The 11,940-nt window shown below is 74.2% G+C and carries 10 protein-coding genes and 1 pseudogene; 6 read left to right on the top strand and 5 right to left on the bottom strand.

The features are described from left to right. Window positions 1–118: 118 nt before the first annotated feature. From IO40_RS0128290 to IO40_RS0128300, 3 genes are all read right to left on the bottom strand, one after another. Entirely contained in the window at window positions 119–1,591 is a 1,473-nt protein-coding gene (locus IO40_RS0128290; RefSeq protein ID WP_016467203.1) for a carboxylesterase/lipase family protein, read from the bottom strand. Window positions 1,592–1,610: 19 nt separating this feature from the next. Further along, entirely contained in the window at window positions 1,611–3,110 is a 1,500-nt protein-coding gene (locus tag IO40_RS0128295; protein WP_016467204.1) for an FAD-binding oxidoreductase, read from the bottom strand. Between the two features lie 62 nt (window positions 3,111–3,172). After that, window positions 3,173–4,039, bottom strand: coding sequence for an alpha/beta fold hydrolase (locus tag IO40_RS0128300; protein WP_031030175.1), 867 nt, complete (start codon window positions 4,037–4,039; stop codon window positions 3,173–3,175). Window positions 4,040–4,097: 58 nt separating this feature from the next. Here IO40_RS0128300 and IO40_RS0128305 point away from each other — a divergent pair, with 58 nt between their 5' ends. From IO40_RS0128305 to IO40_RS0128325, 5 genes and pseudogenes are all read left to right on the top strand, one after another. Then, window positions 4,098–4,580 carry a MarR family winged helix-turn-helix transcriptional regulator gene (locus tag IO40_RS0128305; protein ID WP_016467206.1) on the top strand — a complete coding sequence of 161 codons (483 nt, stop codon included), beginning with the start codon at window positions 4,098–4,100 and terminating at the stop codon, window positions 4,578–4,580. Window positions 4,581–4,749: 169 nt separating this feature from the next. Beyond that, complete coding sequence (locus IO40_RS0128310; protein WP_031176380.1) at window positions 4,750–5,835, top strand: branched-chain amino acid aminotransferase; 1,086 nt, start codon at window positions 4,750–4,752, stop codon at window positions 5,833–5,835. Window positions 5,836–6,033: 198 nt separating this feature from the next. Further along, entirely contained in the window at window positions 6,034–6,729 is a 696-nt protein-coding gene (locus tag IO40_RS0128315; RefSeq protein ID WP_016467208.1) for a hypothetical protein, read from the top strand. Window positions 6,730–6,899: 170 nt separating this feature from the next. Beyond that, window positions 6,900–8,991: pseudogene (locus IO40_RS34175) on the top strand (SpoIIE family protein phosphatase). 57 nt (window positions 8,992–9,048) lie between these two features. Continuing rightward, window positions 9,049–10,185, top strand: a complete 1,137-nt coding sequence (locus tag IO40_RS0128325; protein WP_016467210.1) for a pyridoxal-phosphate-dependent aminotransferase family protein — start codon at window positions 9,049–9,051, stop codon at window positions 10,183–10,185. A gap of 92 nt (window positions 10,186–10,277) precedes the next feature. Here IO40_RS0128325 and IO40_RS0128330 read toward each other — a convergent pair whose 3' ends face one another. Both IO40_RS0128330 and IO40_RS0128335 read right to left on the bottom strand, forming a co-directional pair. Continuing rightward, the gene (locus IO40_RS0128330; RefSeq protein ID WP_016467211.1) at window positions 10,278–10,922 is read right to left on the bottom strand and encodes an HD domain-containing protein; all 645 of its coding nucleotides are present in this window, start codon (window positions 10,920–10,922) and stop codon (window positions 10,278–10,280) included. 41 nt (window positions 10,923–10,963) lie between these two features. Beyond that, complete coding sequence (locus IO40_RS0128335) at window positions 10,964–11,410, bottom strand: nitroreductase family deazaflavin-dependent oxidoreductase (protein WP_016467212.1); 447 nt, start codon at window positions 11,408–11,410, stop codon at window positions 10,964–10,966. 267 nt (window positions 11,411–11,677) lie between these two features. Here IO40_RS0128335 and IO40_RS0128340 point away from each other — a divergent pair, with 267 nt between their 5' ends. Next, window positions 11,678–11,893, top strand: a complete 216-nt coding sequence (locus tag IO40_RS0128340) for an EF-hand domain-containing protein (protein ID WP_016467213.1) — start codon at window positions 11,678–11,680, stop codon at window positions 11,891–11,893. Window positions 11,894–11,940 lie beyond the last annotated feature (47 nt).

The following is an 11,940-nucleotide window of genomic DNA, read 5'->3' on the forward strand; positions in this document are numbered from 1 at the left end:
GACCGCTACGGCACCATGGACAACGTCGACTCCGCCTACTGAGCAGGCAGTCACTCACACAGCACCGCGCATGCGAACACCCGAAGCGGGTGGGAGGAAGCCCCTCCCACCCGCTTCGTCACGTCCGGGCAGTGCGTACTCCGTCCCACATCCGCCGCTCGGGGCCGTCGGCGTGTTCGGTGCGGGTCCACTCCGGGCCAATGTGCTGCACCACCGGGTGCTCGTGGGTGTAGCGGGGCCAGCCGGGGTCGCCGTCGGTGGCGAACCGTACCCAGGCGTCGTGGGTGCGCCGGGCGAGTTCCCTGACCTCGTCGTCGTCGGGAATGCCGAAGCTGCCGTGGTCCACCCGGCCGACGGTGTCGAAGACGAAGGGCAGCTCCAGTCCGTGACAGGCCCCCAGTCGCCCTCCGTAGGCGGGTGAGCGCCAGGTGAACTCGTACCGCCAGGTCCCGCCGGGGTGCGGGGCGTGCGCTTCCGCGAGGGTCCAGGTGGGATGGGCGAAGACGATGTCCGTGCCCACCGCCGGGAACAGGTCGCCGCGGCCCGAGGCGCGGTAGGCGGCCAGCAGCCGCTCCGGCTCGGGGTGCAGCGGGGCGAGCAGTGCGGGCAGCGCCTCCTCCGGCACGGAAAGGCCGAGCGCCACGGTGTAGAAGTTCAGCTCCTCGCGGTTGTGACCGACCATGACGTCCACGTCGGCGGCTGCGCCGGCGGCCACCATGCCGGTGGGCTGGTCGGTGAGCTGCTCGCCGTCGATCACCAGGCTCAGCGGCGACAGTCCCAGCAGGGGGTCGGGAGCGGGTACGGGCCGGCGGAGAGCGAGCGGTTCGAGGGCGGCCACCAGTGCTTCGTCGGGCAGGGCGGCCAGTGCCCGTGCGGCCGGTTCGGTGCCCAGGACCGCCCCCACCTCCCGGGCGACGGCCACGGCCTGTGCCCGGGTGAGCGCGCTGCTGCCGGCCCCGCTCTGCGCGACGGCGCGCCGGAAGAGCCCGCGGGGTGCGGCGGCCAGCAGTGCCGCGACGCTCATCCCGCCGGCCGATTCGCCGAAGACGGTGACGTTGTCCGGGTCCCCGCCGAAGGCGGCGACGTTGTCCCGTACCCAGTGCAGCGCGGCGAGCTGGTCGAGCAGCCCCCGGTTGGGCGGGGCGTCCCGGACGGCGACGTAGCCGGATATGCCCAGCCGGTAGTTGAGCGTCACCAGCACCACGCCGTGGTGCGCGAACCGGGTGCCGTCGTAGCCGGGGGCGCTGCCCGAGCCGCTGGTGAAGGCGCCCCCGTGGAGGAAGACCATGACGGGGAGGCGGCCGGCGCCGGGGTCGGGGGTGTGGACCTGGACGGTCAGGTAGTCGCGGCCCTTCACCCAGCCGGGGCCGGAGAGGGAGGAGAAGTCGACGTCGGGGTGCCGGCTGTCGGGCTGGGGCGCGGTGGGGCCGGGCCGGGTCGCGTCCAGATCACCGGCCCAGGTGGGCGGTGGGGCCGGTGCGGCGAACCGGGCGGCCCCCGTCGGGCCGGCGGCGTACGGGATGCCGTGGAAGGCGTGGACGCCGTCGCGTGTGGTGCCGCGTACGCCGCCTTGCCCAAGCTGGACCCTCATCGCATGCGCCTCCTCGCCGTCAGGCGACGTCTCCGTTGCGCTCCGTGGTCGTGGGGGCGGTGGTGCCGCCCGTGTCCCAGGTGTTCCCGCCGCTGCCGGTTTCCCCGACGACCTTGCCGGGATTGAACAGTCCGAGCGGATCGAGAGCCTCTTTCACGGCGCGTTGGACGGCGCACACCTCGGGGCCGAGCTCCCGTGCCATGCCGCCGCGTTTGAGCAGGCCCACCCCGTGTTCGCCGGTGACGGTGCCGCCTGCCTCGACGGCCGCGGTGAGCAGCTCCTCGAAGGCGGCCTGGGCGGCCTCGCGGGCGGCGTCGTCACCGGGCGGGGTGATCAGCAGCGGGTGCAGATTGCCGTCCCCGGCATGGGCGATGGTGGCGATGCGCACGCCGTGCCGGCGGCCGGTCTCCTCGATGCGGGCCAGCATGCGGGGCACGGCGGAGCGGGGGACGCAGATGTCCTCGGTGAGCACCGGGCCGAGCCGTTCCAGGGCCGGGTAGGCGAGCCTGCGTACGTCGAACAGTGCTTCCGCCTCGGTCTCGTCGGTGGAGCGTTCCGCCCACAGTGCGCCGCTCTCGGTGAACGCGGCGGCCACGGCGGCGGCTTCGTCGTCGCCCGCCTGGCCGGGGCTGTCCACCCGGGCCAGCAGCAGGGCGGCGGCCTGGGGTTCGATGCCCAGGTGCTTCCACTCCTCGACGGCGGTCATACAGGCCCTGTCCAGCAGTTCGAGGGCGGCCGGCCGCAGACCGCGCCGGGTGCACAGGGCGACCGCCCGCCCGGCCGACACGAGGTCGTCGAAGGCGCCGACCACGGTGTGCGGGGCGGTGGCGGGGGCGGGCCGCAGCCGCAGCGTGATCTCGGTGATCACACCGAAGGTGCCCTCGGAGCCGGTGAACAGTCCGGTCAGGTCGTAGCCGCTGACTCCCTTGGTGGTGCGGCGGCCGAACCGTACGGCGGTGCCGTACTCGCCGGCCGGGCCGCCCATGACGGCCTGGAGGCCGAGCACGTAGTCGCGGGTCACGCCGTACTTGAGGCAGCACAGGCCGCCCGCGTTGGTGGCCACGTTGCCGCCGATGGTGGACCAGGGGGCGCTGGCGGGGTCCGGCGGGTACCACAGGCCGTGCTCGGCGACGGCGGCCTTCAGGTCGTTGTTGACCACACCGGGCTGGACGACGGCGAGCTGGTTCTCCTCGTCGATCTCCAGCACGCGGTTCATCCGGGAGACGTCCAGTACCAGACAGCCGTCCACCGCGTTGGCACCGCCCGACAGTCCGGTTCCCGCGCCCCGGGTGACGACGGGTATCCGCCAGGCCGCGCAGGTGCGGACGGCGGCCTGCACCTCGGCGGTGCCGGCGGCCCGCAGCGCGGCGAGCGGTCGGCCGTGCGGGGCCCATTCGGCGTCGTCGGCGGAGAGTGCGGCCAGGACGTCGGGGTCGGTGACGAGCGCGCTGCCGGGGAGGGCGGCGGCGAGCGCGTCGAGGGCGGGGTGCGGCTGGGGCGTGTGGTTCGCGTCGTTCACCCGCCGGACGCTACGCCGTCGCCGGGGAACCGGCCATGGCGGGTCCCTGGCGTGACGCCTGCTCAGCGGCCCGGGGCGGCGGTGCCGGGACGCGGGCTGCTGTCGGCCGGCTGCTCCAGGAAGCGGGCCAGGAGCGTGTTGTAGCCGGCCGGGTTCTCCATGTTGGGGTAGTGGGCGGCGCCCGGGACGGTGGCGGACCGGCCGTCGGGGACGGTGGCGACGAGGCGTTCGGCCATGGCGAGGTGGTCGCTGTTGTCGAGTGCCCCGTGGAGCGCCAGGACGGGGACGGCGATGCGGGCGGCGCGCCGCCAGGTGTCGGTCACGGGGACGAGGTGGTCGGGTTCGCCGGCGGTGTGCTTGGCGACGGTCCGGCTGACCATGTCGTGCAGTCGGCGTACGACGTCCGGGTCGGCGTCGGCGGGCGTGCGGTGGGGCCCGCAGGCGATCCGGACGTAGGCGGCGATCCAGCCGGCGATGTCTCCGGCGGCCAGTGCGCGGTGCTGTTCCGCCTGGGCCTTTCGTATCCAGGGGTCCTCGAAGACGGGCTCGCTGGTGCCCACGCCTCCGACGACGACGGCGCGGACGAGACCGGGGTGTTCGAGTGCGGTGTCCACGGCGGTGGCACCGCCCACGGAGATGCCGACGAGGACCGCCGGTGCGGCGTCGAGGTACCGCAGCAGCGCGGCGAGGTCGTCGGCCGGACGGAAGGGCCGGGTGGCGTTGGCGGATGCGCCGTGCCCGCGGGCATCGGGTGCGATGACCCGGTGGTGCGGTGCGAACGCCCGTATCTGGGCTTCCCACATGCCGTGGTCGAGGAAGCCCCCGTGGAGCAGGACGAGGGGATCCCCCGTCCCCTCCTCGCGGTAGGCGAGCAGCCCGTCGGCGGTGGGGAAGGTACGGATTCGTGAGGACGCGCCACGATCAGACATGACAACCAAGGTGTCATCATTTCCCCGAAGTTGGCAACCAAGGTGTCATCCTGGGGAGATGGACGACACGACTCCCTCTTCCACCCCCCTGCCGCCCGACGAGCTCGCGGACCGCCTGGCCCAGGTCTTCTCCCTGGTCGGCCCCCTCTACCGGCGGGCGCACCGCAAGGTCGAGGTGACCGCACCCGTCGAAGGGCTCTCCGTCGGCGTGCGGGCGGTGCTCGACCTGCTGCGCGAGCACGGCCCCATGACGGTGCCCCGGATGGGCCGCGCCCAGGCGCTGAGCCGGCAGTTCGTGCAGCGGATGGTCAACGACGCGGCGGCGCAGGGCCTGGTGGAGACCGTCCCCAATCCGGCGCACCGGCGCTCCCCCCTCGTCCGGCTGACCGACACCGGCTCGGCGGCCCTCAGCGCACTCCTGGAGCGGGAACACGCGCTGCTGTGCCAGGTCGGCGGCGGTCTGACCCGCACGGATGTGGACGGCTGCGTGAAGGTGCTCTCCCACATGCTGGCCTTCCTCGACGACGTGGACGTCAACTGAGGCGCGACCAGGCGGAACGAGGCGGCCGGCACCGTGCGGAGCGGGCACCCGAACGGTGACGTACCGCTTAACGGTCATTAACATCTGCCGTGACGCCGGTGACCGGCGTCCGAAAAGCGAACGGCGGCGCCCGCCGCCGTGACTGCCGCATCGGCGTGAGGAGTTGGCCGTGGCCACTGACTTCCCCCTGACCCGGACGACGCGTCCCCTCCCCGCGCCGGAGCGCGCCCGTGTACTCGAATCCCCCGGCTTCGGCCGCCACTTCACCGACCACATGGCCACCGCGACCTGGACCGACGGCCACGGTTGGCACGGCCACCGGGTCGGCCCCCTGGAGCCCTTCTCCCTCCACCCGAGCGCGGCCGTGCTGCACTACGCCCAGGAGATCTTCGAAGGGCTCAAGGCCTACCGGCACGCCGACGGCAGTGTGTGGCTCTTCCGCCCCGAGGCGAACGCCAGACGTTTCGCCCGCTCCGCCCGCCGGCTGGCGCTGCCCGAACTGCCCGAGGAGGACTTCCTCGCCGGGGTCGAGGCGCTGGTCCGGGCCGACGAGCCCTGGGTCCCGGTGCCGCGCAGCGAGGAGAGTCTGTACGTGCGGCCGTTCATGTTCGCCTCCGAGGCGTTCCTCGGGGTGCGTCCGGCCGCGGAAGTCGTCTTCTCCGTGATCGCCGGGCCCGCGGGCCCGTACTTCGCCAACGGCCTCGCCGGGGTGACGCTGTGGGTCAGCAGCACATACTCCCGCGCCGCCAAGGGCGGTACGGGGGCGGCCAAGTGCGGCGGCAACTACGCGAGCGGGCTGGCCGCGCAGCTGGAGGCCCGCGAGCACGGCTGCGACCAGGTGCTCTACCTCGACAGTGCCGGCGGCGGCTTCCTTGAGGAGTCCGGCACCATGAACCTGTGCCTGGTCACCGCGGACGGGCATCTGGTGACCCCGCCGCTGGGCACCATCCTGGAGGGCGTCACCCGGGACACGATCCTCGCGCTGGCCCCGGAGTGCGGGCTGGTCCCGCAGGAGCGGCCGGTCACCATCGACGAGCTGCGCGCGGGTGCCGCCGACGGCACCGTCACCGAGGTGTTCGCCGCGGGGACGGCCGCCGTCGTCACCCCGATCGTCGGTTTCAAGGGGGACGGCTACGCGTTCACCGTCGGCGACGGTGAGCCGGGCAAGCACACGGCGGCGCTGCGCTCCCGGGTGCTGGACATCCAGTTCGGCCGGGCGAAGGACACCCACGGCTGGCTGCACCGGGTGCTGTGACCCCGGGCTCCCGCGGGTGCCGTACCGGGGGCCGGCCCGCAAGCCGTGCCCCGGCCCGGGCCCCGCTCCGCGTCCCCGGCGCGGGGCGGGGCGCACGGGCGGGGACGGGCCGCGCGTGCGCCCCGCCCCGAACCGGGTGAGTACCGTCCCCGCGGCGGTGCTCAGACACCGGCGGTCACCGCCGGGCAGGCTGTACCCATGACGACACCACCGCTGTCGGGGCAGCCGCACCCTCCGCCCCGCCCGGGCATCGTCCCCGTGCCCCCGCCGCCGCCACCGGTGCCGCCCCGGGCCCGCCGTACCGTTCGCGCCGCGCTGCTGACGGCGCTGGTGCTGCTCCTCGCCGCAGGGGCCGGCGCCGCCTGGTGGCCGGCACGGGGACGGCAGGAGGCGCCACTGGCCGACCGCCCGCGGGTGACGGACACCAGCGCGGGGCTGTCGTACGCGCTCCCTCCGGGCTGGGTCCGCGAGGACGGGGACCCGGCCCGCAGGGAACTGCCGGCCGCGTTCACCTCGCGGATCACCACCGATCCCCGCCGCGGCGACGGCAGCGGCCACGGCACGGTGCTCGGTGGCCGGTCCGGGCAGGTGGTGCCGCCCTCCGACCTGCGCGTGTACGCGGAGGCCGCGGCCCGTTCCCACGCGGAGTTCTTCTTCCCCGACCGGACGGCCGGGCCGAGCGAGTCCCGGGCCACCACGGTCGGCGGCCACCCGGCGCACACGGTGACCCTCCGGGTACGGGGCACGCGGGAGGAGGGACCGGCCCGTCTGCGGATGATCCTCGTCACCGTGGACAGCGACCGCACCTCGTTCGTGCTCGGCATCGCGGCCGGCGGCTCCCCGGCGGGTGCCCAGGACGTGGACGCGGTGCTCGCCGGGGCCGACACGCTGTGACGGAACGCGGACCGCGCCGCCGGCCCCGCCCGCCGTGACCGCCCGAGGGGCACGCGGCGGCGGCGCGAGGGACGATGGAGGGGCAGGCACCGGCCAGGAAGGCAGCCGTCGTCGTGAGGAACCGCCAGGAACCGGCCGCAGGCGACGCCGACGGCGCGCCGGGCATCAGCATGTCCCCGCCCGGCGGGCTGCTGGACGTCCTGGCGGTCGGCGCCGTGGTACTCGACCGGCGCGGGCGGATCGTGCTGTGGAGTCCGCAGGCCGAGGAGCTCTTCGGCTACCCGGCGGAGGAAGCACTGGGCCGCCACGCCGCCCCGCTGCTGGTGCCGCAGGAACACCTGGACGCCGTGCTGCAGCTGTTCGACGAGGTCGTGCGGGAGGGCCGCGACTGGGCCGGGTCCTTCCCCGTCAGGTGCAAGGACGGCAGCACCCGGGTGCTGGAGTTCCGCACCATGCGGCTCCACGACGACCAGGGCGCCGACTACGCGCTGGGGCTCGTCACCGACCGGACCACACTGCGCCAGGTCGAACGGGACCTTGCCTTCTCCGGCCGGCTGGTCGAGCAGTCCCCCATGGGCATCGCCGTCCTCGACAACCGGCTGCGGTACGTGTCCGTCAACCCGACCCTCAGCCGGCTGGACGGCGTCGGCGCCGAGCAGCACCTGGGCCGGACCGTCCACGAGGTCCTGCCGCCGGGGCACGCCAGGGACGCCGAACGGGTGATGCGGTACGTGCTGGAGACCGGCGAGCCCGTCATCGACCGTGAGGTACTGGGCGGGCAGACCCGGGCGGGTGCGGGCCGCGCCTGGTCGGTTTCGGTGTTCCGGCTGGAGGACCCGGGCGGCCGGCCGCTCGGTCTGACCGTCTCGGTCACCGACATCACCGAACGCCACCGGGCGGCCCGGCAGGCCGAGCAGGCCCGGTGGCGCCTGTCCCATCTCGCCGACGCCTCCGTCCGGATCGGCACCACGCTCGACCTGGAGCAGACCGCCCGCGAACTGGCCCAGGTCGCCGTCCCCGACCTGGCCGACATCGCGGCGGTGGACGTCCTGGATGCGGCGGTACGCGACCAGCCGGTACGCATCCCCGAGGAGGAGACCGCCGCCTTCCGCGCGCTGGCACTGGCCACGGGCTACCCCCACCCTGGCCGCCGACGCCGCCGACCCGCCCGGGCAGGTGGCGCACTACGGTCCCGAACGGCTCGTCACCCGCTGCGTCGCCACGGCACGGCCCGTGGCCGTGCCGAACGTGCGCGGCGAGGACCTGCTGCGCATCGCCCGCGACGAGCACGCCGCCGCCCTGCTCGACCGGGCCGGTGTGCACTCCTACCTGGCCGTACCCCTCATCGCACGCGGCGAGGTGCTGGGCGCCCTCGACCTCAAACGGGCCCGCAATCCCAAACCGTTCGACCACGACGACACCGTCCTCGCCTGGGAGCTGGCCGGCCGCGCCGCCGTCTGCATCGACAACGCCCGCCTCTACCGCCACCAGCACGACATCGCCCCGACCCTGCAGCGCAGCATGCTGCCCACCACGGCCACCACCTCCGACAGGCTGCGGGTCGCCTCCCGCTACCAGCCGGCCGGGGCGCACAACGAGATCGGCGGCGACTGGTTCGACGTCCTGGAACTCGACGACGGATGCACCGCGCTCGTCGTCGGCGACGTCATGGGCAGCGGCATCAACGCCGCCGCGACCATGGGGCGGCTGCGCACCGCCACCCAGACCCTCACCCGGCTGGCGCTGTGCCCCTCCGAAGTGCTCAGGCACCTGGACGGCATCACCACGGACCTGGACCCGCACTTCGCCACCTGTCTGTACGCCGTCCACGACCCGGCCCGCCACCACTGCCGCATCGCGTCGGCCGGGCACCTGCCGCCCGTCCTCGTCCCCGCGCGGGGCGAGCCGCGGCTGGTGGAGCCGCCCACGGGGGCCCCGCTGGGCACCGGAATGCCCAGCTACGGCACGGTCACCGTCGGACTGGAGCCGGGCGACCGGCTGGTGCTCTACACCGACGGGCTCGTCGAGACACGGCACGACGACATCGGGGACCGGCTCCAGACCCTGCTGCGGACCCTGCGCGACGAGCCGTCCCCCGACCGCTGCACGGTGGAGGGACTGGAGAGGACCTGCGACCATCTGCTGCGCACGCTGCGCCACCCCGGCAACCACGACGACGTGGCCCTTTTGGTGATGACCCCGTGCGAGGAACAGGCCGCCGAAGGGGATGCCGGGCGCGGGTCCCGGCGGCGGCGGACGTAAGGTCGTGCGGTAACGGGGCCGTGGCAGGATGCGGCCCGTCATGGCTGGAAGGCGACCGTGACCGCGAACACCGAGCACCCGTCCCTGCTGGATCTGCCGCCGCTGACCGCGGAGCACTTCGCCGCGGTCGAGGACAAGATCGCGTCGTTGCTGCACACCCGGTGCGACGTGGTGGCGATGCAAGGCGAGGCGCTGCTGCCGCTGGAGGCGTGCATCCGTTCGGCGGCGGCCCCGGGCAGCACGGCGCTCAACATCGTCACCGGCCCCTACGGGGAGACGTTCGGCGGCTGGCTGCGCTCCTGCGGGGCCGATGTCGTCACCCTCAGCGCACCGTTCACGGGCGCGGTCGGTGCGCAGGAGGTGGCCGACGCGCTGCGCGAGCACCCGGGGACCGGGCTGGTCAGCCTCGTGCACGCGGAGGCGGCCACGGGCAACACCAACCCGGTGGCCGAGATCGGCGCCGTGGTGCGCGAGCACGGCGCGCTGCTGATGCTCGACGCGGTCGCCTCGGTGGGCGCCGAACCGCTGCTGACCGACGAGTGGGGCGTGGACCTGTGCGTCATCGGCGGGCAGAAGGCGCTGGCCGGCCCGGCCGGGGTGTCCGCCGTCTCCGTCAGCGCCCGCGCCTGGGAGCGGATCCTCGCCAACCCGCAGGCACCGCGCCGCTCGTATCTGTCGCTGCTGGACTGGAAGGAACGCTGGCTGGACGGCGGCCGGAAGGCGCTGCCGCACGCCCCGGCACAGCTGGAGATGCTGGCGCTGGAACAGGCCGTCGACCGGATCGCCGCCGAGGGCCTGGACGCCTCGATCACCCGGCACCGGGCCGCGTCCGCCGCACTGCGGGCGGGCGCCCGCCGGCTGCCCGCCCTGGAGCCGTACGTGGTGCGTGACCAGGACGCGGCTCCCGTGGCCACCACGCTGCGGACCCCCGCGGGCCTGGACGCGCACGAGGTGGTGGCCGCCGCGCTGGCCGCCGACGGCCGGGTGCCGGTGCAGTCCGCTGCCGGTGTACTGGGCACGGAGATGCTGCGCGTCAACCACTACGGCCGCGCCGCCGACCGCGCGGTCGCGGTGGACACCGTCCGGGCCCTGGCCGACGGCCTGCGGACGCTGGGAGTGGAGGGCGAGGGCAGCGCCCGGGACGAGGCCGCCGAGGCGGCCGGCGCGGCGTGGGACGCCGTCCTCGCCGGGTGACGTGAGCGGCGCGGGTCCGGCCCCGCGGCCGGCGGGCCCGCGCCGCTCCCCCTCGTCCGGGCCGGTGAGCCGGCCGGCCGGTCAGCCGCCTGTCATTCCGGCCAGGGCGACTCCAGGATGGTGCGCACGAAGTCGCCCCGCCGGAAGTGCGGATCGTAGTGGGCGAGGACGTCGGCCTTCACGTTGCCGAACGTCGTCTCCGGTCTGTCCTCCACCCCGTCCGCGAACGCCCGCAGGATGCTCTGCTTGAAGGCGGGACGCGGATGCAGGGCGACGACGGCCTCCCGGTCGGCCGCCGCGATCTCGTCGAAGCCGAACCCGAGGACGTCGTACTCGACACCCGCCGTCACCAGGGCCACCTCGGGCTCCATGTACTGCGGGATGCCCGGCGTGGTGTGCAGGGCGATGGCCGTCCACACCCGCCGGACACTGTCGTCGGGCACCCCGCGTGCCTGGAGGAAACGGCGGGCCTCGTCCGCGCTGTCCACCTCGAAGCGGCGCCCGCTCGTGCGGTACGGCTCGCCCAGCCCCACGTCGTGGAAGAGCGCGGCGACGTACAGCAGTTCCGGGTCATGGCTGACCTGACGGGCCCGCCCCAGGAGACAGCCGAAGAAGAAGACCCGGCGCGAGTGGTCGTAGATCAGATCGCTGGTGGTGTCCCGCACCAGTTCGGTGGCCTCCGCTGCCAGCCGGGAGTCCGGCACGGGGATGCCCGCCGGGCCGCGCTGCTCGTCCATGGGTCCGCTCCGCTCCTGTCCGCCGGTCCCCGCCGGGCCGGTCAGTGCCCGCCGGGGGTGGGTTCCAGCACGAAGACCGGGATCTCGCGGTCGGTGTTGCGCTGGTAGTCGGCGTAGTCCGGGTACGCCTCGACGGCGCGCTGCCACCACACGGCCTTCTCCTCCCCCGTCACCTCACGCGCCGTCATGTCCTGCCGTTTGGGTCCGTCCTGAAGCTCCACCCGGGGGTCGGCGACCAGGTTGTGGTACCAGACAGGGTGGGAGGGGGCACCGCCCTTGGACGCCACCACGGCGTACTTCCCGTCGTGCTCCACCCGCATCAGCGGCGTCTTGCGCACCTTGCCGCTCTTGGCTCCCCGCGTGGTGAGGATGATGACGGGCAGCCCGCGCATCGTCGTGCCCTCGGTCCCTCCGGACCCCTCGTACAGTTCGACCTGGTCGCGCACCCACTGCTCCGGGCTCGGCTCGTACTCCCCCTGGATCGGCATGCTGCCCACATCCCCTCGTCCGGTCACCGTCGGTCCGCCGGAAGACGCTCCTCCGGCCTCTGTCGGCTTACCACGGGCGGGGCGGCCGTACACGTGCGTACACCTGCGGGGCTCGGATGCGGCCACGGTGCGCGGGTGCCGTGCGGGCCGCCGGGACAGTGCTGGGGCGGACGGGCCGGTGCGGGGCCGGTTTCCGCACCGGATAGCGTGACCGGGAGCGTGCCGCCGGGCACGTGACCGGTTCGTTCGACGGAGGAAGAGACTCCCGTGGCCCGTATCGAGGACGCGCGTAAGACCTTTGACAAGTTCGACCGGAACGGTGACGGCTTCGTCACCCCGGCCGAGTTCCAGCAGGCGATGGTGGAGATGGGCGACCGCCACTACACGGTGGGCCTGGCGGAGGCGATAGTGAGGACCCGTGACGCGAACGGGGACGGCGTCCTCACGTTCGAAGAGTTCTTCGAGAAGGCCAAGGACCTCTGACCCCACGCGTCCGGGAAACATTCGGCGCACCGCGCCCGAGGGCGGCC

The sequence above is a fragment of the Streptomyces albus subsp. albus genome (genome assembly GCF_000725885.1).
Classification (GTDB): Bacteria; Actinomycetota; Actinomycetes; order Streptomycetales; family Streptomycetaceae; genus Streptomyces; species Streptomyces albus.

Excerpts from the sequence above, each read along its gene's own strand:
- IO40_RS0128335 (WP_016467212.1), bottom strand. The coding sequence starts at position 11,410 with ATGCCGATCCAGGGGGAGTACGAGCCGAGCCCGGAGCAGTGGGTGCGC.
- IO40_RS0128290 (WP_016467203.1), bottom strand. The coding sequence starts at position 1,591 with ATGAGGGTCCAGCTTGGGCAAGGCGGCGTACGCGGCACCACACGCGAC.
- IO40_RS0128300 (WP_031030175.1), bottom strand. The coding sequence starts at position 4,039 with ATGTCTGATCGTGGCGCGTCCTCACGAATCCGTACCTTCCCCACCGCC.
- IO40_RS0128305 (WP_016467206.1), top strand. The coding sequence starts at position 4,098 with ATGGACGACACGACTCCCTCTTCCACCCCCCTGCCGCCCGACGAGCTC.
- IO40_RS0128330 (WP_016467211.1), bottom strand. The coding sequence starts at position 10,922 with ATGGACGAGCAGCGCGGCCCGGCGGGCATCCCCGTGCCGGACTCCCGG.
- IO40_RS0128315 (WP_016467208.1), top strand. The coding sequence starts at position 6,034 with ATGACGACACCACCGCTGTCGGGGCAGCCGCACCCTCCGCCCCGCCCG.